Annotated in this window: 23 protein-coding genes; 17 read left to right on the top strand and 6 right to left on the bottom strand. The window is 54.7% G+C overall.

All coding sequences use genetic code 11. The annotated features are described in order from the left end of the window. Positions 1-116: 116 nt before the first annotated feature. The 8 genes from aroQ to NYR02_RS16265 all read left to right on the top strand — a co-directional run bounded on the left by aroQ (position 117) and on the right by NYR02_RS16265 (position 9,749). Positions 117-566: a type II 3-dehydroquinate dehydratase gene (gene aroQ / locus NYR02_RS16300; protein ID WP_260977414.1), complete on the top strand. Its 450-nt coding sequence runs from the start codon at positions 117-119 to the stop codon at positions 564-566. A gap of 1 nt (position 567) precedes the next feature. Beyond that, on the top strand, positions 568-1,458 hold the full coding sequence (gene prmA / locus NYR02_RS16295) for a 50S ribosomal protein L11 methyltransferase (RefSeq protein WP_260977413.1): 891 nt from the start codon (positions 568-570) through the stop codon (positions 1,456-1,458). Between the two features lie 9 nt (positions 1,459-1,467). Further along, on the top strand, positions 1,468-2,754 hold the full coding sequence (locus tag NYR02_RS16290) for a DUF3426 domain-containing protein (protein WP_260977412.1): 1,287 nt from the start codon (positions 1,468-1,470) through the stop codon (positions 2,752-2,754). A gap of 147 nt (positions 2,755-2,901) precedes the next feature. Continuing rightward, complete coding sequence (gene dusB, locus NYR02_RS16285) at positions 2,902-3,891, top strand: tRNA dihydrouridine synthase DusB (RefSeq protein WP_260977411.1); 990 nt, start codon at positions 2,902-2,904, stop codon at positions 3,889-3,891. Further along, positions 3,888-4,220 (top strand): DNA-binding transcriptional regulator Fis, encoded by a 333-nt coding sequence (fis, locus tag NYR02_RS16280; protein ID WP_260977410.1) that lies wholly within the window; start codon positions 3,888-3,890, stop codon positions 4,218-4,220. Before dusB ends, fis begins: the two co-directional genes overlap by 4 nt. A 70-nt stretch (positions 4,221-4,290) precedes the next feature. Then, positions 4,291-5,922: a bifunctional phosphoribosylaminoimidazolecarboxamide formyltransferase/IMP cyclohydrolase gene (purH, locus tag NYR02_RS16275; RefSeq protein WP_260977409.1), complete on the top strand. Its 1,632-nt coding sequence runs from the start codon at positions 4,291-4,293 to the stop codon at positions 5,920-5,922. A 148-nt stretch (positions 5,923-6,070) separates the two neighbouring features. Next, positions 6,071-7,363 (top strand): phosphoribosylamine--glycine ligase, encoded by a 1,293-nt coding sequence (purD, locus tag NYR02_RS16270; RefSeq protein ID WP_260977408.1) that lies wholly within the window; start codon positions 6,071-6,073, stop codon positions 7,361-7,363. Between the two features lie 25 nt (positions 7,364-7,388). After that, positions 7,389-9,749, top strand: coding sequence for a 7TM-DISM domain-containing protein (locus NYR02_RS16265; RefSeq protein WP_260977407.1), 2,361 nt, complete (start codon positions 7,389-7,391; stop codon positions 9,747-9,749). Between the two features lie 51 nt (positions 9,750-9,800). On the opposite strand, the gene NYR02_RS16260 is transcribed toward NYR02_RS16265, so the two are convergent. After that, positions 9,801-11,276, bottom strand: a complete 1,476-nt coding sequence (locus NYR02_RS16260; protein ID WP_260977406.1) for an AAA family ATPase — start codon at positions 11,274-11,276, stop codon at positions 9,801-9,803. A gap of 182 nt (positions 11,277-11,458) precedes the next feature. On the opposite strand from NYR02_RS16260, the gene coq7 reads away from it, so the two are divergent. Together coq7 and NYR02_RS16250 are read left to right on the top strand one after the other, a co-directional pair. Further along, positions 11,459-12,109, top strand: coding sequence for a 2-polyprenyl-3-methyl-6-methoxy-1,4-benzoquinone monooxygenase (gene coq7, locus NYR02_RS16255; RefSeq protein ID WP_260977405.1), 651 nt, complete (start codon positions 11,459-11,461; stop codon positions 12,107-12,109). A gap of 158 nt (positions 12,110-12,267) precedes the next feature. Next, a complete protein-coding gene (locus NYR02_RS16250; protein ID WP_260977404.1) occupies positions 12,268-12,510 on the top strand; it encodes a hypothetical protein in 243 nt (80 codons plus the stop codon). 95 nt (positions 12,511-12,605) lie between these two features. Here the strand turns inward: NYR02_RS16250 and ilvN are convergent, their stop codons facing one another. Both ilvN and NYR02_RS16240 read right to left on the bottom strand, forming a co-directional pair. Beyond that, complete coding sequence (gene ilvN / locus NYR02_RS16245; protein WP_260977403.1) at positions 12,606-13,097, bottom strand: acetolactate synthase small subunit; 492 nt, start codon at positions 13,095-13,097, stop codon at positions 12,606-12,608. A gap of 2 nt (positions 13,098-13,099) precedes the next feature. Beyond that, the gene (locus NYR02_RS16240; protein WP_260977402.1) at positions 13,100-14,824 is read right to left on the bottom strand and encodes an acetolactate synthase 3 large subunit; all 1,725 of its coding nucleotides are present in this window, start codon (positions 14,822-14,824) and stop codon (positions 13,100-13,102) included. 375 nt (positions 14,825-15,199) lie between these two features. Between NYR02_RS16240 and NYR02_RS16235 the strand changes: the two genes are divergently transcribed. Further along, positions 15,200-15,667, top strand: coding sequence for a DUF4124 domain-containing protein (locus tag NYR02_RS16235; RefSeq protein WP_260977401.1), 468 nt, complete (start codon positions 15,200-15,202; stop codon positions 15,665-15,667). Between the two features lie 7 nt (positions 15,668-15,674). Here the strand turns inward: NYR02_RS16235 and pgeF are convergent, their stop codons facing one another. Next, positions 15,675-16,406, bottom strand: a complete 732-nt coding sequence (gene pgeF / locus NYR02_RS16230) for a peptidoglycan editing factor PgeF (RefSeq protein ID WP_260977400.1) — start codon at positions 16,404-16,406, stop codon at positions 15,675-15,677. Further along, positions 16,393-17,346 (bottom strand): 23S rRNA pseudouridine(1911/1915/1917) synthase RluD, encoded by a 954-nt coding sequence (rluD, locus tag NYR02_RS16225; protein ID WP_260977399.1) that lies wholly within the window; start codon positions 17,344-17,346, stop codon positions 16,393-16,395. The genes pgeF and rluD overlap by 14 nt, the downstream gene beginning before the upstream one ends. A gap of 157 nt (positions 17,347-17,503) precedes the next feature. Between rluD and NYR02_RS16220 the strand changes: the two genes are divergently transcribed. After that, entirely contained in the window at positions 17,504-18,325 is an 822-nt protein-coding gene (locus NYR02_RS16220) for an outer membrane protein assembly factor BamD (RefSeq protein WP_260977398.1), read from the top strand. Positions 18,326-18,963: 638 nt separating this feature from the next. Here the strand turns inward: NYR02_RS16220 and NYR02_RS16215 are convergent. Further along, the gene (locus NYR02_RS16215) at positions 18,964-20,589 is read right to left on the bottom strand and encodes an NAD+ synthase (protein ID WP_260977397.1); all 1,626 of its coding nucleotides are present in this window, start codon (positions 20,587-20,589) and stop codon (positions 18,964-18,966) included. A 115-nt stretch (positions 20,590-20,704) separates the two neighbouring features. On the opposite strand from NYR02_RS16215, the gene NYR02_RS16210 reads away from it, so the two are divergent. The 5 genes from NYR02_RS16210 (at position 20,705) to NYR02_RS16190 (ending at position 25,397) form a co-directional block, all read left to right on the top strand. Beyond that, entirely contained in the window at positions 20,705-22,231 is a 1,527-nt protein-coding gene (locus tag NYR02_RS16210; protein ID WP_260977396.1) for a sensor histidine kinase, read from the top strand. Between the two features lie 31 nt (positions 22,232-22,262). Further along, positions 22,263-23,606, top strand: a complete 1,344-nt coding sequence (locus NYR02_RS16205) for a sigma-54-dependent transcriptional regulator (RefSeq protein WP_260977395.1) — start codon at positions 22,263-22,265, stop codon at positions 23,604-23,606. Positions 23,607-23,746: 140 nt separating this feature from the next. Further along, positions 23,747-24,310, top strand: a complete 564-nt coding sequence (locus NYR02_RS16200; RefSeq protein WP_260977394.1) for a GspH/FimT family pseudopilin — start codon at positions 23,747-23,749, stop codon at positions 24,308-24,310. Between the two features lie 131 nt (positions 24,311-24,441). Beyond that, on the top strand, positions 24,442-25,005 hold the full coding sequence (locus NYR02_RS16195; protein WP_260977393.1) for a pilus assembly PilX family protein: 564 nt from the start codon (positions 24,442-24,444) through the stop codon (positions 25,003-25,005). Between the two features lie 17 nt (positions 25,006-25,022). After that, complete coding sequence (locus tag NYR02_RS16190) at positions 25,023-25,397, top strand: hypothetical protein (protein WP_260977392.1); 375 nt, start codon at positions 25,023-25,025, stop codon at positions 25,395-25,397. The last annotated feature ends 2 nt before the right edge of the window (positions 25,398-25,399 follow it).

Raw genomic sequence — 25,399 nt, 5'->3', positions numbered from 1 at the left:
AACTGGACGCTCGCCGGCTTTTTCGGCAAACTCGCGGGCTTTCGGGTCATATTGGCCGGCCTGCACTCAAGGTCAGCTGTCGACGACCCCATGACTTCATCTTCAGGGTAATCATCATGGCGAGCATTCTGGTATTGCAGGGGCCTAATCTGAATCTGCTGGGCACCCGTGAGCCGCATATTTACGGCCACACCACGCTGGCCGATATAGAACAGCAGCTAAGCCAGAGCGCCCGGACTGCCGGATTCACTCTGGAACAGTTCCAAAGCAACGCCGAACACGAGCTGATTAACCGTATTCATGCCGCCCGCGGCGATGGCACCGTCTTTATTATTATTAACCCGGCGGCGTTTACCCATACCAGCGTGGCACTGCGTGACGCCTTGGCGGGTGTTGCCATTCCTTTTATCGAAATTCATATTTCCAATGTCCATGCACGCGAGAGCTTCCGCCATCACTCCTACCTGTCGGATCTTGCCGTCGGAGTGATCGCCGGACTCGGTGTGCAAGGCTATGACCTGGCGCTGCAGGCGGCGATCAGCCGTTTAAGCGCGGAGAACGTATAACATGTCCTGGATTCAGATCCGTATTCACGCGACTCAGGCCGATGTTGAAGCTGTAGAAAATGCTCTGCTGGCCGCGGGTGCTTTGTCTGTCACTTTGCAGGATGACGCCGACCAGCCGATTCTTGAGCCGGAACTGGGCACCACGCCCATCTGGGATAAAACTCAGATCATTGGCCTGTTCGATGCCAATCAGGACAGCGACGCCCTGCTTGAGCAAATTGCCCTGATGTACGCTGCCGAAGGTGGCACCACTCTGCCTGAGCACAAAATTGAACTGGTTGAAGATAAAGACTGGGTCCGCGCCTGGATGGATGATTATCATCCGATGCCGTTTGGAAAGCGCCTCTGGGTCTGCCCAAGCTGGCGTGAGCCGCCACAAGCGGATGCCGTTAATCTGATGCTTGATCCGGGTCTGGCCTTCGGCACCGGCACTCATCCGACGACTGCGCTGTGTCTGAAATACCTCGACGGTGCTGTTGAGGGCAACGAACTGGTGGTCGACTACGGTTGTGGCAGCGGCATTCTGGGCATTGCGGCCCTGCTGCTCGGTGCGAAACATATGATTGGTGTCGACATCGACCCGCAGGCTCTGACCGCCACCGGCGATAACGCCGAACGCAATGGCATTGATGCCAGCCAGTACGAAATCTATCTGCCAGAAGCCACGCCGGCAGTTCAGGCCGATATGACCGTTGCCAACATTCTCGCTGGACCTTTAATGAGCCTCGCACCGCACATGGCTGAACTGACCCGCAGCGGCGGCAAACTGGCATTGTCCGGACTGTTGGCCGAACAGGCAGACGAAGTCTCGGCCTGTTATGATCAGTGGTTCATCATGAACCCGGCGGAACAAATGGGTGATTGGGTTATTCTTACAGGGATTAAACGATAAGGACTGATCATGGCTGTTCATGTAACCCGCTGCCCACATTGTCAGACCAGCTTTCGTGTTCGCGATGAACATCTGAATGCTGCCCGTGGCATGGTGCGTTGCGGCTCCTGCCTGCAGGTGTTCAAAGCAGCCGAACATATTATCCCGGAAAATGCGGCCGCAGCGGCGAAAACCGCAGCCTCACCGGCTCAGGCCGCAGTCAGACCCGCGGCCCCTGCTAAGCCGGCGGCAACGCCTGTCCAACCCGCAGTCAGCAAGCCGGAGCCTGAAGATGATGATGACTCCGGTCTGATTCATGATGATATGGATGACGATCCGATTTCCGAAACTCTGGCCGACGATCCGTTCACCGACTTCAATCTGCGCGCACCCGATCACCAGAAGCGTCCCAAGCCACGCATTGAGCTGGAAATGGATGACTCTATTTTCAGCCTGCGCAATGCCAGCAGCGATACCATCGATTTCAGCCTTGATGAAGAAGGAAAATCCAGCGACGATGACGAGTCCTGGGCCAATGCCCTGCTGAATGACGACGATGACAGCATCCGGCAGATGAAAGAAGAGAAGGTCACATCGGCCAAACTCAAACTGAGTGGCAATGATGACTTCAACTTCGACCTGCCGCCGCCGGAAGAAGACGATTTTCACGGTTTCCTCGATGAGGACGACGATGACGACACTCATCGTGGCCGTAACGACTTCACCCTTGGGGGTGATGATGGTCTGCAGACTGAAACCATGGAAATTAACCTGCCCACCAACAGCATTGCCGGCCTGCAGGAAGAACCGCTGCAACTGGCCAAAAAGCGCCGTGGCCGCCGTTTTCCCTGGGGATGGTTCAGTGGTGTCATTCTGATGCTGCTCGCCGCCGCTGCGCAGACGTTATATTTTCAATTTGATCATTGGGCGCGCACGCCACAATGGCGGCCTTACTATGCAAAAATCTGCGGAGTTATGGATTGCCGTCTGCCGAAAATTCAGAACATCCGTGAAATGACCACCCAGCATCTGGTGGTACGTGCCCATCCCGACTTACAACGGGCACTGGTGGTCGACACCCTGCTGCTGAATAAAGCCGCCTACGAACAACCGTTCCCGGATCTGACCCTGGTATTCCGGGATCTGAACGACAACGTCGTCGCCAGCCGCCAGTTCACCCCGGCACAATACCTGTCCGGCGAGCTGGCCGGCCAGAGTGATATGCCCAACCAGGCACCGATTCATATCGCACTGGAAATTGTCGATCCCGGCCCGGAAGCCGTCAGCTACGCCATACAGATCGTCAGCAACCAATAATTCCTGGCGGTCAAGTGGCCGCCGTCAGAATTTTTAACACTATTCACACAAAAGCAGCCAACTCCCCCTTTATTCAGCAGGGGGTTATGAGTATCATACCGCGACTTTTTCACAGCACATTTTTTGATCAAAACTCAGCGGTTTCGCATGCCTTCGATTGGCCCTTACACACTACCCAATCCAGTAGTTCTGGCGCCAATGGCAGGGGTAACTGATCGTCCGTTCCGTCAGCTCTGCCGCCAGTTAGGTGCCGGACTGGTGGTCGGCGAAATGGTGTCATCCAGCCCGGATGTGCGCCATACGCGTAAATCGCAGCTGCGCCTGGATCACACCGGCGAGCCCGAGCCAATCGCGGTACAGATCGTGGGCGGTGATCCTGAAATCATGGCTCAGGGCGCGCGATTTAACGTTACCAACGGTGCCCAGATCATCGACATCAATATGGGCTGCCCGGCCAAGAAAGTCTGTAATAAGGCTGCCGGTTCAGCGTTGCTGAAAGATGAAGCTTTGGTGAAAGACATATTACAGGCCGTGGTCGGTGCTGTTGATGTACCGGTCAGCCTCAAGATCCGGACGGGTTGGGACCCGGACAACCGCAATGGCGAGCGTATTGCACGTATCGCCGAAGAGGCCGGCATTGTATCGCTGGCGGTACATGGTCGCACCCGGGCCTGTGGCTACAAAAATACCGTCGAGTACGACACCATCCGCGCCATCAAACAGAGCGTCGGAATTCCGGTCTTTGCCAACGGCGACATCACCAGCGCCCGCAAAGCCTTTGAGGTCATGCAATACACCGGTGCCGATGGCGTATTGATTGGCCGCGCCGCCCAGGGCCAGCCCTGGATTTTCCGCGAAGTGGCTCACTACCTGGCCACCGGCGAAGAACTCCCTGCCCCACAACTGCAGGAAGTTGAACAGATTTTATTAAGCCACCTGGATGCGCTGTACGAATTTTACGGCGATTTTCTGGGCGTACGGATCGCCCGCAAACACGTGAGCTGGTATCTCCAGTATCAGAACAGCGATGGCGATTTCCGTAGCCGCTTTAACCGGCTGGAAGGCAGCACCGAGCAGCAACACGCGGTGAGGCAGTTTTTTAAGGATACGATCCGGAAGAAGGAATTGGCAGCATGAACACCGATACATTGAACCGCGAAGTAATCGAAAGAAGGAAGGTTGAGACAGTGACCGATTCAGCAGACTTGCAGCAATATCTGCGTACCCCGTTAGAAGCGACACAAACCCTGCGTGACAGTGTGGAAAAAGCACTGCAAAACTACTTTGACCACCTGGATGGTCAGGCCGTTGTCGATATCTACGACATGGTACTGTCCGAAGTGGAAGCCCCACTGCTGGAAACCGTCATGAAGTATACCCGCGACAATCAGACCAAAGCGTCCGTTGTTCTTGGTTTAAACCGCGGCACACTGCGTAAAAAACTGAAACAGTACGGCATGCTTTAAGCCCTACCTCTAAATACTCAGCGGCTTTGTGGCCGCTTTTTCTTTTTTAAAACATAGAAAACCTGACCATATGAGCAACTTTATTCCTGCCAACGAGATCCCAGCGGACATCACCCCAGTACGCCGGGCCCTGATCAGCGTGTCGGATAAAACCGGAATCGTCGAGTTCGCCCAGGCCCTGCACGCTGCCGGTGTAGAAATTCTGTCTACTGGTGGTACTTACAAACTGCTGATGGATAACCAGATTCCAGCGGTTGAAGTCTCCGATTACACCGGTTTCCCGGAAATGATGGATGGCCGCGTAAAAACGCTGCATCCGAAAATTCACGGTGGTGTTCTCGGCCGTCGTGGTCAGGACGATGACGTCATGAGCGAACATGGCATCAACCCGATTGATCTGGTGGTGGTTAACCTGTACCCGTTCGCCGCGACCGTTGCCAAAGAAGACTGTCATCTGGCGCTGGCGATTGAAAACATCGATATCGGCGGTCCGACCATGGTGCGTTCTGCCGCGAAAAACCACGCCTATGTCGGCATCGTGGTGAACAGCAAGGATTACAGCAACGTGCTGGACGATCTGAAAGCGCACAACGGTCTGACCTACAAAACCCGTTTTGGCCTGGCGCTGAAAGCCTTCGAACACACCGCCGCCTACGACGGTATGATCGCCAACTATCTGGGCACCATCGACCAGAACGCAGAAGTCCTGAGCACCGATAACCGTCTGTCGTTCCCGCAGACCTTCAACAGCCAGTTCATCAAAGCGCAGGACATGCGTTACGGCGAGAATCCGCATCAGAATGCGGCCTTCTATGTTGAAGCCAACCCGGCCGAAGCCTCAATCGCCACCGCCAAGCAACTGCAAGGCAAAGAACTGTCCTACAACAACGTGGCCGACACCGATGCTGCGCTGGAGTGTGTGAAGTCCTTCGTTAAGCCAGCCTGTGTCATCGTCAAACACGCCAATCCTTGTGGTGTGTCTGTGGTGCCTGAAGAAGACGGCGGCATTCGCAAAGCCTACGACCTGGCTTACGCCACCGACAGCGAATCGGCCTTTGGCGGCATCATCGCCTTTAACCGCGAACTGGATGCTGAAACGGCCCAGGCCATCGTTGACCGCCAGTTTGTCGAAGTCATCATCGCCCCGAAAGTCAGTGCCGAAGCCGCCGCCGTGGTGGCCGCCAAGCAAAACGTACGCCTGCTCGAATGTGGCCAATGGCCAGCTGAACGGGCTGCCGGTCTGGATTACAAGCGCGTCAATGGCGGTCTGCTGGTACAGGATCGCGATAACGGCATGATTTCCGCCGATGAACTGAAAGTCGTGACCAAGCGCGCGCCAACCGAAGCCGAACTGCACGATCTGATTTTCGCCTGGAAAGTCGCCAAGTTCGTTAAATCCAACGCCATTGTTTACGCCAAAAACCGTCAGACCGTGGGCGTAGGCGCCGGTCAGATGAGCCGTGTAAACTCAGCCCGCATCGCGGCGATTAAGGCCGAACATGCCGGTCTGGTGGTTGAAGGTGCGGTGATGGCATCCGATGCCTTCTTCCCGTTCCGCGACGGTATCGACAACGCCGCGGCCAATGGCATTAAAGCCATTATCCAGCCGGGTGGATCGATCCGTGATGAAGAAGTGATTGCCGCCGCTGATGCGGCCGGAATCGCAATGGTGTTTACCGGAATGCGTCACTTCCGCCACTGAGTGTTGCTGAAAGCTATTGCGCTTTCTGGCGCGAATAAGTCGCTCCTGGGCGCTATCACTGAAATGCGAATCCGTAGGAGCGGGCCATGCCCGCGACCTGATTGAAATATCGCGGGCATGGCCCGCTCCTACAATAAGGAATGTAAGAATGAAAGTTCTAGTAATTGGCAGTGGCGGCCGTGAACACGCCCTGGCCTGGAAAGCTCTGCAATCACCTCTGGTTGAGAAAGTATTCGTTGCGCCGGGCAACGCCGGTACCGCGCGTGAAGCCGGTATGGAAAACGTCGCCCTCGACGTGATGGATTTTGATGGTCTGCAGAAGTTTGCTGAAAACAACGCCATCGGCCTGACCATCGTCGGTCCGGAAGCTCCGCTGGTTGGCGGCATCGTCAATCAGTTTGAAGCCGCCGGTCTGAAAATTTTCGGCCCACGCAAAGGCGCTGCTCAACTGGAAGGCTCCAAAGCGTTCACCAAAGATTTTCTCGCGCGTCAGCAGATTCCAACTGCCGATTACCAGAATTTCACTGAGATTGAACCGGCGCTGGCTTATCTGCGTGAGAAAGGTGCTCCTATCGTGGTTAAGGCCGATGGCCTGGCCGCCGGTAAAGGCGTGATCGTCGCCGAAACACTGGAGCAGGCTGAAGAAGCGGTCAAAGACATGCTGTCCGGTAACGCCTTTGGTGATGCGGGCTGCCGCGTGGTGATCGAAGAATTCCTCGCCGGCGAAGAAGCGTCTTTCATCGTCATGGTCGATGGCAAAAACGTGCTGCCAATGGCCACCAGTCAGGATCACAAACGCGTCGGCGATAAAGATACCGGCCCCAATACCGGCGGCATGGGTGCGTACTCACCAGCCCCGGTAGTGACGCAGGCAATCCACGACCGCGTAATGCGCGAAGTGATTATGCCAACCGTTAATGGCATGGCCGCAGAAGGTAACGATTACACCGGCTTCCTCTACGCCGGTCTGATGATTGACGAGTCTGGTGCGCCGAAAGTCATCGAATACAACTGCCGTTTCGGCGACCCGGAAACCCAGCCAATCATGCTGCGCATGCAGTCGGATATCGTCGCCCATTGTCTGGCGGCGCTGGAAGGCAAGCTGCATCATGAAACGGCACAGTGGGATCCGCGTCCATCGCTGGGCGTGGTACTGGCCGCTGCCGGTTATCCGGCTGACTACCCGAAAGGTGATGTCATCAGCCTGCCGGACAACGACGGCGCCGATCGTAAAGTGTTCCATGCCGGCACCCAACTGGACAGCGATGGCAACACCGTTACCGCCGGTGGCCGTGTACTCTGTGCAACCGCATTGGGGAACAGCGTCAGTGAAGCTCAGGCTCAGGCCTATGATCTGATCAAACAGATCAGCTGGAAAGGCATGTTCTGCCGCTCTGATATCGGTTATCGTGCCATTGCGCGCGAGCAGGCCGATAACTAAGCAGAAACTAACGGAGACAGCAGGGATGAGGCAGTACAGAGGACGTAAGCATCTGATTGTCACCCTGCTGTTTTTGTTTTTTCTGCCGCTGACACTCTGGGCAAGTAGTCCGGTGCTGCTGCCCAATGCCTCGTTTGATTACCCGATCACGCCCTATATTTCGGTTTACGAAGACCCCGGCCGCACCCTCGATATCAACGCCATGCTCAGCCGAGAGCAACAATTACGCTTTACCCCCAGCCACGCCCGCCGACTGAAGTTTGGCATCAGTGACTCCAACTACTGGCTGCGTTTCAGCCTGAATAATCCTTACGCTCAGGAACGGGAAGTGGTATTTACCCTGTCCGACAGCGATATCGACGATTTCAGTTTCTATGACATCAGCGACGCTCAGACGTATCGCCATATTGGCCATGATGATCCGGCGCGCAGCCTGCGCGGTGGGTTTATGCAGGCCTTTCCTGTGGTACTCAAGGTTCCGGCACAGAGCACGCGCAGCTATCTGGTGCGCATCCATTCCTATGGCCTGTTGAGCACCAATGTCACCCTGCTCAGCCTCGATCACTTTCTCAATAATGAGCAGGGATTGTTCATGCTGCAGGGCATGAGCCTTGGCTGGATTCTCGCAACGCTGGCCTGGTTTATTTTTGTACTGCGCAGCCAGCGTATCCTGCTGGCCGCAGCAGGCAGTGCCTATTGCGCCACCATGATCATTTATCAGCCCGCATGGATGGGGCAGTTTTCCCTGCTGCTGAATATCAGCCCCATCATTGCCGATAAAATCGGTGAGCTGTCGCTGGCAGCGTCAGCCACCTGCCAGACTCTGGCAGCGCTGGCGCTGGGCTGGAGCGGAATCCGTGCGTTGCTTTACCGCCGCCTGTTGCTGTTCATCGCCATCCTTCATCTGCCCGTTGCGTTAATCACGCTATGGCTGGCACAGGAAGCCACATTGATGGTGGTCGCCTGCATGATCGTCGCCAATGAATTTATTCTCGCTCTGATTCTTTTTCGCGGACGTTCTCAGCACCCGCAGGCGCAGAGCTGGCTGCTGATGGGCCATCTGCTGGTTGGATTTGGCGTTTTGCTGGCCATTCTGACCAGCCATAATCTGTTGTCGCTGGATCTGTTCACCAGCTGGGCACCGGTGATTCTGCCTTTTATTGTCATCACCAGCCTGGTACTGGCCATTATGAGTATTAAGCGCCAGCAACACCCGCTGCAGAATCAGGGCGGAGCTGAACTGCGCATGACGCCGGCGTTGCTGTCGCAGATCAGCCATGAACTGCGTACACCCATTAATGGTGTAATCGGCATGACGGAACTGCTGGGGGAAACGCCACTCAGCGCCAACCAGCGGGATTTCTCCGACACCATAGCCCTCGCCGGGCGCGATCTGCTGCACGTTGCCAACGAAATTTCCGACCTTGCCCGTATCCAGAACGCTCAGCTGGAACTGGAAGAGCGTTCATTCAGTACCGTTCAGCTACTGAACCAGGCGATCAGCCACTTCCAACAAGAAGCCAGTCGTAAGCAGGTTGAGCTGGTGCTGGATATGACCGACGACTTACCAGAGTACTTTGTCGGCGACCGCAACCGTTTACAGACGCTGCTGCACAACGTACTGGCGCGTGCGCTGGCCTATACCGAGTACGGTGAACTCTCGCTGCAGGCTTCGCATTACCACAGCGCTCAGGGCAATGGTCTGCGCGTACAGATTCAGCTGAGCAGCACCATCGTTAAACAGGACGAGCTGAAAAACGCCTTTGCTATTCTGCAGCACCACCTGCCATTAGCGGAAAACCACAACGCTAAATCCTGGAACCTGCTGGTAACGCGCAACTTACTGCAAAAAATGAAAGCAACCCTCGAAGTGGAAAGCATGACCAGTCAGGGCGCTTCACTGACGCTCTATCTCCCGATGGAGGCCGAGGCTGCGAGCACTGAAACCTCACCTCTGGACGACAGTCTGATCGGTCAGCGTATCCTGATCGTTGATGATAATGCGTCACTGCGCAATGTGATTGAAAAACAGGTAAGACGCTGGGGAATGCGCCCGGACAGTACTTACAGCGGTAAGGAAGCACTCGCCATGCTGCGTAATCAGATCAGCATTGGCCAGCCTTATGACTTCATCATTATTGATCATGACATGCCGATTATGGATGGTCTGCAGCTGGCTGAACGCATCCGTTCAGACAAAGACATCCGTCATAAACCGGCGCGCCTGATGCTCACCGGCTTAAGCATCAGCACAGTGCGCAAAGATGCAGAAGCCGTTGGCATTAAGAACCTGCTGGCCAAACCCGCCAGCGGTGAGCGCCTGCGTCAGGCACTGCTGACACTGAAGTATCAGCCGCAGGAAGAAGGCGAAGATTCGCCGTCCTAGCACTGCAGTCTGAACGCTGCGGCCTGAACAGCCGGCAGTAAATAACAGAACTCAGTCTGCCGCCACAGCACGGCTGGCAGCCCATTGCCGCAAAGCCTGCATCGGTTCAGCCATCACCACCGACAGCGGCCGGGTGCGGCGGATTTCATACAGCAATGTGTCCGTGTTCAGACCGGGGCCTGCCTGTTCACTGCTGGCCGTATGCCAGGCCGATACCACCGCCTGCTCCAGCTCGGCACCGGAAAACCCTTCGCTTTCTTCAGCCAGCGCTGCCAGATCAAACCGTTGCGGGTCCAGACCGCGCTTGTGCATGTGCAGACGCAGAATCTCAGCACGGATTTCGACTTTCGGCAAATCAACAAAAAACAGCTCATCCAGACGGCCTTTGCGCAGCAACTCCGGCGGCAGCGCATGAATATTGTTGGCCGTGGCGACCACAAAGACCTGCGAATCATGTTCTGCCAGCCAGGTCAGCAGTGTGCCGAGAATACGCTGACTGACGCCAGCGTCGTTGCTGTCCTGCCCCAGTCCTTTTTCAATTTCATCAATCCACACCACACAGGGCGACATGGTTTCGGCCAGCTTCAGCGCTTCGCGCAGGTTTCGTTCGGTTTCGCCAAAAAACTTGTTGTACAGGGTGCCGAAATCCAGGCGCAACAGCGGCAAGCCCCAGGAACCCGCCACCGCTTTGGCCGCCAGACTTTTACCACTGCCTTGCACACCGAACAGCAGTAAACCGCGCGGCCGCAGTTTGCGTTCGGCGGTCATAAAGGCTTTCTGACGTTGTGCCAGCCAGGTTTTCATCACCTCCAGACCGGCGACATCACTGAAGCGCGCGGTGTCATATTCAAAACTCATGACCCCATCCATATCCAGCAATGCCATTTTCGCGCGGCTGACGGTTGGCACATCATCGTGTGTAATAGCGCCGTCGTCGACAATGGCACCACGTACTAAACGGCGGGCATCGGAGAACGTCAGCCCCTTAAGATTGGCGACCAGCTGCTGCAGACTGTCGTTGTCGCTGCGCACTTTACGGCCACTGAGTTTGGCATAACGCAGGGCTTCTTCTTTCACCAGCGCCAGCAGCTGGCTGTCATCCGGTAATTGCAGGCTGAAGCTGGCGGCCAGACGTTGCAGCTCCGGCGGTGCCTGCAGCCGATGACTGAGCAACACCACCGTTTTGCCATAGCGCTCGTGCTGCAGAGCAATGTCTTTCAACAGACGTACCACCAGAGGCTCTTCCAGAAACGGATGCAGATCGCAGAAAATAAACAGCCCGCCCTGCTCACGCTCACGCACAATACGCAGCGCATCGGCCGGCTGGATGGTGTCGGCGGCGGCGACATCTTCGCCAAACCCCAACCGGCGCAGACCATCACTCAGGGTCCATTGCTGCAATGCCAGACCACGGCGAATGGCCAGCCGGGTCAACATCTCGAGCGCACGGCCTTCTTCGTGTGATTCCAGCAACAACAGCGGTACCTGGCGGTCGAGCAATAAGCTTAAGTCGTGTAAATCCTGCATCGATGTCTCCTTATTCTGTGCACGATTCTAACCAGTCTGCCCTGCGCTGTCCGCACGCTCAGAGCCTGCAAACACGTCTTTAACCGGCCCTGGCTTCCGCTCTGGCCGGAATCCACTTGATATGCATCATGCGCCAGACGCCGATATGCCGTAAAATAACGAAAATTCCGGAGGTATGAGTTATGAATGCCAACTCCCGTCGCTACTCGCTGTTTGACAAACTGATCCAAAACGCCGATCAGGCGCTGCGTACCCTGGTGCCCGGTGCCGCTCAGGAAGAGCGCCCGTCACCGGCACAACAACGTGCCTATAACGAGCTCAATGAAGCCGAGCAGAAACATGCCGCTGGTCTGATGCGCATCAATCATACCGGTGAAGTCTGTGCTCAGGCGCTGTATCAGGGACAGGCGCTAACCGCCAAATTGCCGGAAGTCCGGGCGGCCATGGAAGAGGCGGCGCGTGAAGAAATTGACCATCTGGTGTGGTGTGAAGATCGCATCAATGATCTGGGCAGCCACACCAGCCGTCTGAATCCGCTGTTCTATGGTCTGTCCTTTGGCATCGGTGCTCTGGCTGGCAAGATTTCTGACAAGGTCAGTCTGGGCTTTGTCGCCGCCACCGAAGAGCAGGTCTGCAAACACCTGAGCCAGCACATGACCAGCCTGCCAGTGCAGGATGAAAAGAGTAAAGCCGTGCTGCTGCAGATGCTGGAAGACGAAGCTAAACACGCAACGGTTGCGCTTGAGGCCGGCGGTCATAAATTTCCGCTGCCGGTGAAGCTGGCGATGAGCGCAGTATCAAAAGTGATGACTAAATCCGTCTATCGGTTCTGAACGCTGCCCGACCAACACTGCCACAAACGCACTGACCTGCACCAAAGCAGGTCAGATGCGGAACGAATAACTCCCGCCATCAATAGATAGAATCGCTGTTTAGCAGGCAAAATGCCGCTGTTCTTTTACTCTGAATAAAGACGAGTGAGGAACATCCCATGAACCGATTCAGCGTTATCGAATTTATCCGCCGTATTTACCGCCTGCCACAGGATTACCCGGAACTGAACTGGACCCGGACCGATCTGTACCGGCGACGACTGGAACAGGTGAAAAGCGGCTGGATTATTACCGGGCTGATTATGCTGATCAGCGGCAGTACCGCGGTGGTGTGTGTACTCGGAGCCTTTGCCACGTTTCTGTCACTGGCCTTTCTTGAGCCGGAAAATCCGCCGCTCTGAGCCAACACGAGCAGTCTTTATCGAGACATAAATAACGGGCATAAAAAAACCCTCCGGCGGAGGGTTTTTTATCGGCTAAAAACACGGAGTCAGATTTACAGGCTCAGAATTTTCTCGCCGCGGGAAATACCGGAGACACCGGTACGTACCGTTTCCAGCACACAGCCCGCACCGATGGCCTCAATAAAGGCTTCCAGTTTGTCACTGGTTCCGGTCAGCTGGATGGTATACACGCTGGCAGACACATCCACAATCTGACCACGGAAGATGTCGGCAGTACGTTTGATTTCCGCACGCTGCGCACCCACCGCTTTTACCTTGATCAGCATCAGCTCGCGTTCAATGTGCGGGCCTTCCGACAGATCCACCAGTTTCACCACTTCGATCAGCTTGTTCAGCTGTTTGGTGATCTGTTCGATCTTACGATCATCACCGCTGGTGGTCATGGTCAGGCGTGACAGGGTGTTGTCTTCTGTCGGCGCCACTGTCAGGGTTTCAATGTTGTAACCACGCTGGGCGAACAGACCAACAACGCGTGACAAAGCACCCGGTTCGTTTTCCAGCAGAATCGAAATAATGTGTCTCATGTTCAGGTCCGCTCCGTCTTGCTCAGCCACATATCGCGCATGGAGCCAGCCGGCACCTGCATCGGATACACGTGTTCTTCCGGATCGACGGCAACGTCGAGGAAGACCAGACGGTCATTGTATTTATTGAAGGTGTCTTCCAGTGCCTGTGGCAGCTCATCGCGGCCGGTCACGCGGATACCCACGTGGCCATAGGCTTCCACCAGTTTGATGAAGTCCGGCAGGGACTCCATGTACGAGTGGGAGTGACGACCTTCGTAGTTCATGTCCTGCCACTGACGAACCATGCCCAGTGAGCCGTTGTTCAGACACAGAATTTTTACCGGGATGCCGTACTGCAGACAGGTCGACAATTCCTGAATGTTCATCTGAATCGAACCTTCACCGGTAACACATACCACCATTTCTTCCGGGAAGTTCATTTTAACGCCCATGGCCGCCGGGAAACCGAAGCCCATGGTGCCCAGACCACCAGAGTTGATCCAGCGGTTCGGCTTATCGAACTTGTAGTACTGCGCGGCAAACATCTGATGCTGACCAACGTCAGAAGTCACGTAAGCGTCACCCTTGGTGGCCGCCCAGATGGCTTCGATCACTTCCTGCGGCTTCATCAGTTGCGAATCGTTTTTCTCATAACGCATGGCATGACGCTGGCGCCATTCGTTGATCTGTTTCCACCACGACGCAATGGCTTCGGCATCCGGCACTTCGTTGCTTTCATCCAGCAGCGCCATCATTTCGTCCAATACGTTGCCAACCGGGCCAACGATCGGTACATCAACGATGATGGTTTTGGAAATGCATGACGGATCAATATCAATATGAATGATCTTAGCATCCGGACAGAATTTACTGGTGGCGTTGGTTACGCGGTCATCAAAGCGCGCACCAATGGCCAGAACCACGTCGGCGTGGTGCATAACCATGTTGGCTTCGTAAGTACCGTGCATACCCAGCATGCCAACAAAACGCTCACCGGTACCCGGATAAGAACCCAGGCCCATCAGCGTGTTGGTGCATGGGAAATCCATACGATCAACCAGCGCACGCAGCTTGTCGGAACTGCCATCAATGATGACACCACCGCCAGCATAAATAACCGGACGCTTGGCTTTCAGCAGTAATTCAACGGCCTTTTTGATCTGGCCGGAGTGGCCACGCTGTGGCGGCGTGTAAGAACGCAGTTTGACCTTTTTAGGGTACACGTATTCGTAGCGTTCGTTCGGCATGGTCATGTCTTTCGGAATATCGATCACCACCGGACCCGGACGGCCAGTGCTGGCGATATGGAAAGCCTTGGCAACAATTTCCGGGATGTCCTCAGGACGACGTACGGCAAAGCTGTGCTTCACAATCGGACGCGACAGGCCGAGCATGTCCGTTTCCTGAAAGGCATCATCACCCACCAGGTAGCTCATGACCTGACCAGAAATAACGACCATAGGAATAGAATCGGTATACGCAGTCGCAATACCGGTAATGGTGTTGGTGGCACCTGGACCAGAGGTGACCATAACGACGCCAGGTTTGCCGGTCGCACGGGCATAACCATCAGCCATGTGAGCAGCTGCCTGCTCGTGACGGACCAGGACGTGCTTGACCGCGCTCTGCTTATACAGCGCATCATAGACATGCAGCAGTGAGCCGCCCGGGTAACCGTAAATATATTCGACGCCTGATTCATGCAGTGCACGAACCAACATTTCTCCGCCGGAAAGTAATTCCACCGTACTATCCTCTTTCACAAGCCCCCAAAAGGAGCGTGGGTAACTGAATTAACTGTGCGATTTAGAGCCGGAAACACAACAGGCTCTCTCAGGCTGGATGATTAACTTGTAGTTTCTCATCAGAATCCCGTTGCCTGGTCGAGGACACCGGGTCTGAAACTGGGTCGGAGATAACCGCACCAGAGGCTGTCATTGTCAGCGAGCGGGGCACTGGGTGGAGGCGCAGGCCGGCTGACAAAAGCGCGGTAATTCTAGCATTCCCGGTATTATTGTCTAGCAAAAAACCGTGCTAAATCCTTGACAAATCATACGGTTTTAATAATGTCCGACTCTGATCTCAGGTATCCTTCTTCCATTTAACAACGGATGTGTTTTATGCGTTTTTTTACTGTTTTTTTCGCTTTGCTGCTTGCTGGTGCAAGCCTGACGGTTCAGGCCGACAAAATGTATCGCTGGGTGGATGAAAATGGTCAGACCCATTTTTCCAACCTGCCGCCTGCCAATAACGCTAACAATACCGAAGAATATAAAGTACGGGTGAGTAAACCCGCCGACAAAGTCGATGGCTATAAAATCAGCACCGATAACGAAAAAGAAACGGCGACAGAAGCCAGTGAGAGCAATGAGCCAAGGGTGAGTAAAGCCGAAGCGGAGGCCGCCTGTGCCAAAGCCCGGAAACACAAAGAAGTGGTGAGCACCAACTACAGCACCCGCTTCAAGCAGGAAGACGGCGAATACCGCCCACTTTCTGATGATCAGCGGGCACAGCAGATCAAACTGGCAGACGAGCAGATTGCTAAATACTGCAACATGACGTTTTCCAACAAGACCCGTAATCAGTAAGGCTGGGTTAACTCTTTATCCAGATCAGGCTGGCCATACGGCCGGTCTGGCTCTGACGGCGATAGGAATAAAAGCGCTCATCGCTGCAGGTACAGAATCCACCACCGGCAACCTCCCCCACTCCCGCCCGCAATAACTGCAGCCGCGCCAGCGCATAAATATCAGCCATCAGCCGATCACCACGACCGCTACGGAAGCAACTATCCGGCGCCCAGGCAAAGGCCTGTCGTACTTCCGGCCCTACCTCGAAGGCGGCGGGGCCAATCGCTGGTCCCAGATACACCCGTACCAGAGAAGGATCAGGGAAGGCCGCCAGCGTGTTCAGCAGAATCCCGGCCGCCAGTCCGCGCCAACCGGCATGGGCCGCCGCCACCTGCGAGCCATCAGCAGCACAAAAAAGCACCGGCAAGCAATCGGCCGTGAGAATGGCACAGGCCAACCCCGGGGTGTCGCTGAACTGCGCATCAGCCTCGGGCACCACCGATTCGCCACAGGCTCTGATCACCGTCGTGCCGTGTACCTGAGATAACCACTGAATGCCCTGCACACCCGGTAGCTGCTGCCACAAACGCTTACGGTTAAGCCGCACCAGAGACGCATCATCGCCAACGTGCAGAGCCAGATTGTTGTGTTCGTAAGGAGAAACAGAAACACCACCCAGACGGGTAGTGATCGCCGCAGCAACACCCGCCGGCAACGGCCAGTCGGGTATCAGCAGGCCGGACTCAGCGTTCGGCATCGGCTTCAAGTACATCGAGCAGGTGGATAAAGTCCTGTGGCAGATCCACTTCCCACTCCATCCACTCGTCGGTATCCGGATGAATCAGACCCAGCTTGCGCGCATGCAAAGCCTGGCGGCCAAAATGAAGCAAAGTGTCGCGCAGCTCCGGGCCAATACCTTTGGTCAGACGGGTGCGGGCTGCGTAGGTCGAATCTCCCACCAGCGGATAGCCGATATGCGACATGTGCACACGGATCTGGTGTGTACGGCCGGTCTCCAGCTTGAGACGGATATAGGTATGCGTGGGGAATTTCTTCAGCACGCGGTAATGGGTTAATGCTTCTTTGCCCATTGGATTGACGGCCATTTTGGTGCGCTGAGTACCATGACGGCCAATCGGCTGGTCAACTTTGCCGCCGCCGGTCATCACGCCCTGCACCACCGCTTCGTACTCACGCCCCATTGAGCGATCCTGCAACTGACCGACCAGATTGTTCTGCGCCTGCAGGGTTTTAGCGACCACCATCAAACCGGTGGTGTCTTTATCCAGACGGTGCACGATGCCGGCGCGGGGAATATTTTCCAGTTGCGGACAGTGATGCAGCAAGCCATTCAGCAGCGTACCGTCCTGGTTACCGGCAGCCGGGTGAACCACCAGATCGGCGGGCTTGTTAATGACGATGATATGGTCATCTTCATAAATGATGTTGAGCGGGATCTCTTCCGCCTGCCAGTTACCTTCAGGCGCCAGTTCGGCTTCCAGAATCAGGGTTTCACCGCCCGTCAGCTTATCGCGGCCGCGCCAGGGCTTACCGTCAACCGTCAGCTGGCCATCTTTGATCCATTGCTGCAGGCGCGAACGGGAATAGTCGGGAAATAACTGGGCAGCGACCTGATCCAGACGCTTGTTTCCCATAGTGAAGGGAACTTCTACCCTGTTTGAAATCTGATTGGACATAAACTCTCTGAGATTAGCTGTATGACTGCCGCTACGATCGGCTGTATCCCGCTGGCAGGTGTGCTGTCAGTTGGGGCTATGCGGGGACTGTGTTTTAATACGGCACATTCGTAAACCGGCACATTGCCAAGTATATCGACAATCAGGAATGCACTCCATGAACTCCCGTTCGCTGTTGGTTATTTTTACCCTGCTACTCTGCGCCTGCTCCGGAAATCCCGACAAACCTCAGGAACTGACTGAGCGTGAGTACTACGAGCAGGCCCGCGAGTCACTGGATAACAATAACTTCCTGTCGGCCACCGAAAAACTGCGCCAGCTGGAATCACGCTACCCGTTCGGTCGTTACGCGGAACAGGCGCAGCTGGAGCTGATTTACGCTCAGTACATGATGTCTGACCTGGAAGCGGTACTGGCCACCACCGAACGTTTTATCCGCCTGCACCCGCTGCATGAACAGGTTGATTACGCCTACTACATGCGCGGTCTGGCCACCTATGAAATGGGGTTCGCCTTTGCTGAACGTTATTTTGAAAGCAATATTGCCCAACGTGATCCAACCCCGATGCAGGATGCCTTCAATCATTTCTCCGACCTGCTGACCCGCTTCCCTGACAGCCCATACACCGCCGATGCACGGGCACGCATGGTGTATTTACAACAGCGTATGGCCTCCCACGAAATTGGAGTGGCGCAATACTATATGAAGCGTCACGCCTACCTGGCCGCCGCCAACCGCTGCGAAAATGTGCTGCTGCACTACCAGAAAACCCCGTCCGTGGCTGACGCACTGGCCATTCAGGTAGAAGCCTACCGCCTGCTGGGCCTGAACAAAGAATCAGGCCAGGCGCTGGCGCTGTTGAAACTTAACTACCCTGAACACCCGCAATTGAAAGGCGGTGAATTTAAAGACAGCGGCCTGGCCATGGTTGACCGCCGTTCGTTCTGGAACATCATCAGTTTTGGTTTGCTGGACTGAGCAGCCAGTAACAGACATACAGGCACAAAAAAGCCCGCGGTTGCGGTAATGCTGTTCGCTTAACGTTTTAAATCATTTTGAAACGCCCAATGCCTCACAGGGGAACTTATCCCCTTGCCGGCGGGCCGACCCCAGCCTCGCGCTGTGCAGTACTTAATCCGCTCTGAATAATCCTGCAATCTCGGTAATGCGAATAATGGGCCATCCATGGCCCTATTCGCTCGCCCGGCATCCATGCCGGGACGTACCGGCGCAGCATTATTCAAACCGGCGTCCTGCAGGCGCATTGATTATTCCGCTAAGCGGCTTTTCAGAACGGACATTGCTGTTCGATAAAACGACGTTGCGTCTGGGATAAACCGCGCCTCTGGGCCCGCCGCCATGAACGATGATTTTTACGATCTGTCTGGCATGGATGCCAGACAAGCGTATCCGGCCATGGATGGCCGATATACGCGTGGTCAGTAAAAACCGAGTGAATAAGGATCACGGGCCAGAAAGCGCAAAGCAGGGGTCCGGGGAGAAGTTTCCCGGGTTGGGGCGCAGGGGCTTGCCCCGCAAAGGCTGTTCAAATGCAGTCAGCGCTGGCTGGTTGCTTAAGTGAACAGCATTACCGCGATTGCGGGCTTATTAGTGGGTTAAATTCCAGCCTTCCAACCGTTGGTCACCGGATAACGGCGATCACGGCCAAAACCACGCTGAGTTACGCGCACACCAATGGGTGCCTGACGGCGCTTGTATTCATTAACGTCGACCAGACGCAACACACGCAGCACGTCATCGCGGGTAAAACCGGCACTGATGATGGCTTCGGCACTCATATCACGTTCGATATAACGTTCAAGAATGGCATCCAGCACCGGATACGGCGGCAGGCTGTCTTCGTCTTTCTGATCCGGCGCCAGTTCAGCCGATGGCGGACGGTCGATCACGCGCTGCGGAATCACTGGCGAGATTGAATTACGGTATTCCGCCAGGGCGAATACCTTGGTTTTGTAGACGTCTTTTAAAGCGCCGTAACCACCGGCCATATCGCCATACAGTGTGGCATAACCGACCGCCATTTCGCTTTTATTGCCGGTGGTCAGCACCATGTATCCACTTTTATTCGACATCGCCATCAGCAGCACACCACGGCAACGTGACTGCAGGTTTTCTTCTGTGGTATCCACCGGCAGGCCGGCAAACTCGGCCGACAGCGCGGTCATGAATTCACGGTACATCGGCTCAATGGAGATCGACTGGTAACGCACCCCCATCGTTTCGGCCTGCTCCGCCGCGTCTTCTTTGCTCATGCCCGAGGTGTAAGTAAAGGGCATCATTACCGCCTGTACCCGCTCAGCACCCAAAGCATCGACCGCAATGGCCAGTGTGAGGGCGGAGTCGATACCGCCGGACAAACCGAGCAATACCCCCTGGAAACGGTTTTTATTCACATAATCGCGCACCCCGAGCACCAGAGCCTGATACAGGCTGGCCAGTTCGCTGTAGGGTTCATCAGTGTCGGTATCGGTCAATGCCTGCAGGCGGCCACTCTGCCATTGCACCAGTGCGTTGGCTTCAACAAAAGAGGGCATTTGCAGTACTTGCTCACCATCGGCGGCCACCGCAAACGAGCCACCATCAAAGACCAGTTCGTCCTGAGCGCCGACTTGGTTCACATACAGCAGAGCCACATTCTGACTGCGCGCATGCTGCTGCATCAGGGTCAGGCGTTCACCATGTTTACCTAAATGAAAAGGCGAGGCGTTCAGGTTCAGAATCAACCCGGCACCCGCCGCCACACTTTGTTCCACCGGACCGGCGTGCCAGACGTCTTCGCAGACGGTCAGGCCGATACGATGCCCAAGCAGATCAATAACACAGGGCTGATCACCCGCGCTGAAATAACGCTGTTCATCAAAGACCTGATAATTGGGCAGGCACTGCTTGGCGTAACGCCCCAGGCACTCGCCCTGAAACCAGACAGCGGCGCAGTTATAGAGTTTTCCCTGCTCCCGCCACGGAAAGCCAACCGCGATGGCGATGTAATGGCTGGCAGCCGCAATCTGCTGCAGTGCTTCTTCTACACGTGGCTGCAGGCTAGGACGCAGTAATAAATCTTCCGGCGGGTAACCGGTTACCGCCAGTTCGCTGAATACCACCAGCTGGGCACCCTGCTGCTGTGCCTGCTGTGCAGCCTCAACAATACGCTGGCCATTGCCGGAAATATCTCCGACCAGAAAGTTGTGCTGTGCCAATGCGATGGTAAGTGACTGTGACATACTCTCGGGTTACCCTGACGAATTTGCGCGTATTGTCGAAAAATTACCGGGCCGAAGCAATCATCATCACACCGGCCTGTGTTTTGCGGTCGATATTTCTGGTTAAGGAGCCCCTGTGGCACGTTGGTTTAAATCCACTGAATTGGTTGTTCGTGGCAACCGCCTGCTGCGTTTTTACAGCTACTACTCTCTGTTTCTGGCTCTGCTGCTGATTATTACCGATGCCGTTGATCTGCAGAACGTCATTATTGGAGGCAAACTGCCGCACGTATTTTTAATCGGTTCTTCTGTTTACGTGATCATGGCATCACTTTTTGCTGCCATCGCCAACCGCGAACCGGACCCGCAACAAGCCACCAGCTATGTGTTTATCGAAATTGCAATTCTGGCCGCGCTGATGCACGCCTCCGGCGGTCTGGATACCGGTTTTTCCAGCCTGATTCTGATTCCGCTGATGATGTCCAACCTGCTCGCCCCCGGCGTGCTCGGCTACGGCGTCGCCGCCTGGACCACAATTGCGGTGTTCTATACCCAGCACATCTGGCCCGGCAGCTATAACACTCAGGAGATTGTAAACTCCGGGTTGTATGGTTTTCTTTGTTTTACGCTGGCGTGGTTAACGCAAACACTGTCACGGCGACTGAACAGCGCCCTGACGCTGGCCTCTGATCAGGCAACCCGCATCAAACGCCTGCAGCGTTTCAGTCAGCAGGCACTGTTGGATTTACCCAATGGAGTGATTGCCTGCGATACCCATGACCGTATTTTGTTTTATAACCAGCAGGCGCGACAGTGGTTCAGCCTGGCCGAGGGCTCATCTCTGCCTCCAACCCTGCTGCAGGCCGAAGCCGATCAGGTGATTGAAGTCCGCAACGAAAAACTGATTTTCCGCCGCGTGGCGCTCAATGCTTCAGAACCCGGCGACTATCTGATTTACGTTGAAGAAGCGGCCCGCATTGCCGCCGAAGCACAGCAATTTAAACTGGCCTCCCTCGGCCGCCTGACCGCCTCCATTGCGCATGAAATCCGTAACCCACTCAGTGCCCTACGTCAGGCTGCACAACTGCTGGCAGAAACACCTTACCTGCAGGAAGGTGAACAACAACTGACCCAGATTGTTGAGCAACACTGCATGCGTATTAACCGCACCATCGAAGACATTCTGCAACTTTCCAGGCGCAATAAAGCCGTCGCCGAAACCCTGCGCCTGGCACCCTGGTTACAGCACTTTCATGATCAGTTCCGCAACCTGACCCATGGCCAGACTTTTCATTTCAGCGTGCACTGCAACGACAGCCTGCTGGTACAGTTTGACCCCGACCACCTGCAACAGATTCTGCACAACCTGTGCGCCAACGGTTTGCGCTATGCACTTAAATCAGCGCCGGATAATGCTCGTCTGACCCTGATTGCTCAAGCCCTGAACGAACGCCAGGTTCAGCTGGATATTATCGATAATGGTAGCGGCGTTCCGTCCGAACAGCGCACTCACCTGTTTGAACCCTTTTACACCACTGAACATAATGGCACCGGACTGGGGCTCTATTTATGCCGCGAACTGTGCGAGGCAAACCAGGCCTATATCCAGTATCATCCAATACCCAACGGAACCTGCTTCCGCATCATAATGCGAACCTCCTGAGCCAATTGCGCCACAGAACGGACCCTGTTGTATGAATAAATTTGCCGCCCTGATTATTGATGACGAACCCGATATCCGTGCTCTGATTGCACTGACGCTGAAACGCATGGAACTCGATTGTTATCAGGCAGGAAGTGTCAGCGAAGCCCTGACGTTATTGCAGGAAAGGCCCTACCATTTCTGCATCACGGACATGAAATTGCCCGATGGCAATGGCCTCGACCTGATTCAACTGTGCAATACCCGTCACCCGGATATGCCGGTCGCCATGATTACCGCCTACGGCAATATGGAACTGGCCGTCAACGCGCTGAAAGCCGGTGCCTTCGATGTGGTGGCCAAACCGCTGGATACCGAACGCCTGCGCGAGCTGGTAAAAGCCTCACTGCAGCTCACCAAAGTGCCGGCCAATATTGAAAACCTGCCTTCTGCCGACGGCCTGCTTGGCCAGTCAGATGGCATGCGCACTCTGAAAGAAAAAATATTCAAAGTGGCCCGCACCCAGGCACCGGTATTTATTTACGGCGAGTCAGGCACTGGTAAAGAACTGGTAGCACGTTTAATTCATCACCAAAGCGCGCGCATGGAACAACCATTTATCGCCGTAAATTGCGGCGCGATTCCGCGTGATTTAATGGAGAGCGAATTCTTCGGTCATGCCAAAGGCAGCTTTACCGGCGCCAGCAGCGAAAAGGCCGGGTTTTTCCGCGCAGCCAATGGCGGCACCCTGTTCCTTGATGAAGTCGCCGAGCTGCCACTCGATATGCAGGCCAAACTGTTGCGCGTCATTCAGGAAAAGGCCGTACGCAGTGTCGGCTCGGAATTCGAAACACCGGTCGACGTGCGCATACTCTGCGCCAGCCATAAAGATATCGGCGCACTGGTCAAGGCCGAAGAATTCCGCCAGGACTTGTATTTCCGCCTGAACGTCATTCAGATTAATGTGCCGCGCCTGGCCGACCGGGCGGAAGATATTCCCATGCTGATCCGGCATTTTATCCGTAAATACTCCCAGGAATGGGGCATGCCAGAAATTATTCTGGAAGACGCCGCGCAACAGGCACTGCTGACCTACCACTATCCGGGGAACGTACGTGAGCTGGAAAATATCCTGCAGCGTGCCGTCACCCTTGCCGAAGGTGACAGCATCGGCCTCAGTGACCTGAGCCTGAGCAAACCGATCAGCGAAGAGCCGGACAACAATAATCCACGCATTGAAACCAACAACCTAGAAGCCTACCTCGAGAACATTGAGCGCCGCGCCATCACCCAGGCACTGGAAGCCACGCGCTGGAACAAAACCGCCGCCGCCGAAAAGCTCGGTATCAGCTTCCGCGCGCTGCGTTACCGCTGTAAGAAACTGGAAATTGACTAACCGGAGACACCTCTGAAATCAAGCCTGAGACTGAAACGTAAAACAGAATTTCAGCCTCAGGTCTGAGTGACAAGGATGTCTGTTGCATTAGAGTGAATTGCAATGATCAGGATGATCGCTTTGCTATCAGGGAGATACTGATGCTTTCTCGCCCAATTACTTCCGGTTTTACTCTTATTGAGATGATGGTTACGACAGCTATAGTAACGCTATTGGCTACGGTCGGACTTCCAACAATGAACAGCTTTCTGAGCCGAACTGAGGCACGCCAAGACATTGGCAAGCTTAATCAAATCATCAGTTTTACCAGAAGCCAGGCGCTACTCCGGGCCAGCAGAACAACACTGTGCCCTCTTGATGCCAGCCTGCGTTGCAGCAATCTCTGGAACGAGACACTGTCAGTATTTACCGATCCCAATAACAATCGAGTACTGGATCCTGGAGAGCAGCAGCTATTTACACTACCGGCCAATGATAACCGTAACGTGTTGCGCAGTTTTAATAGTCGTGTCATCAGCTTTGATGAACGCGGCTTTGCTGGCGTGAATACCGGCTCTCTCGGTTATTGCCACAATGGCAGCCTGCCCGTTGGGGCGGCTTTTATTATTTCCCGCAATGGTCGGGTAAGACCCGGTACCGATAACAACCAGGATGGCTTACCAGAAACACCGAATGGTAAAAACGTGCCTTGTCCGCCCCAATGAAACGGAATTCCGTCACAAACAGCCTTCAACCTGACCGCCGGGAAGCATTGTCCGACCTTTGGTCGGCGGACCCTAGTCTTTTACTCACTTCCGGGTATCGTAAAGGCTGAGATTACACTCTGGGGAAGCACATGATTCAAACCCTGAAGCCAAGCTACGGTAAGATGCCGCAACAGCAACGCGGCTCATCACTCGTATTCAGTCTGGTCATTCTCACAGCGATTACTATAGGCGCTGTCGTTGCGATGCAACGCTCTACGCTACAGTTACGAATGATTGGTAATATGCAGCATCAGCAAACTATTTTTAATGACACCATGGGTAACCTGAATACCCTTCTGGACGGTCTGCGCAATGGTAATACAGCCAATGCAATCCTTGGCGGCATGATCAACGCTGAAAACACCAGTCTTGCCAACGGTAATCCTGCCGGTACAGCGCAGCTGGACCCATACAGCTTCAACCTGCTGCCACAGCCTCCGCAAAACGCCGGAACGCAGGCAACAACCAATAATATTCGTGTACTCCAGTTGCCTGGCAATGCACCGCAATCCCTGAAGCAACATGCAGGCTCCAGTGCAGGTACACTTGTGCCTTACTACTTTGCCAGCAATGTATTAGGCATTGATGTGAATAACCAATCCCGCTCCCGTCAGGAAGCGGGGTTCTTTTATATGGCTCCGGCGCCGCAATAATTGCAAAGGTCTTGGATATGAAAATACTACTGAAAATCTCATTTACTGTTGCTCTGCTTTTCATTGGGCAAAATGCATTTGCTGAAAATGGTGGCTTGAAAGTGATCGAACATCAGGTCAATAAAAGTAACCTGATCGCATTTTCAAGCCAGGCCGTTAAATTCAAAGACTGTGATGAATGCCCGGAGACAATGTATAAAGTCTCTGCCGATGCAACATTTTTTGACCGCAACTCGGCGATCAGTCTGTCTCAGGCAACTGAACTCTATGTTAAGAACCCTTATGACATCGTCTCTTTATTCATAAATCATTCAGAAAACAAGATAACCAGTGTCATCTTTGGCGGGATACTGGAGCGTGCTGAACCTGTGGAATTAACTGGGGAGAACTGAGT

This window comes from Thalassolituus pacificus (genome assembly GCF_025318105.1).
Lineage (GTDB): Bacteria > Pseudomonadota > Gammaproteobacteria > Pseudomonadales > Oceanobacteraceae > Venatoribacter > Venatoribacter pacificus.
Note: the sequence above shows the minus strand (reverse complement) of the source record. Positions and strands in the feature narration are given on the sequence as shown.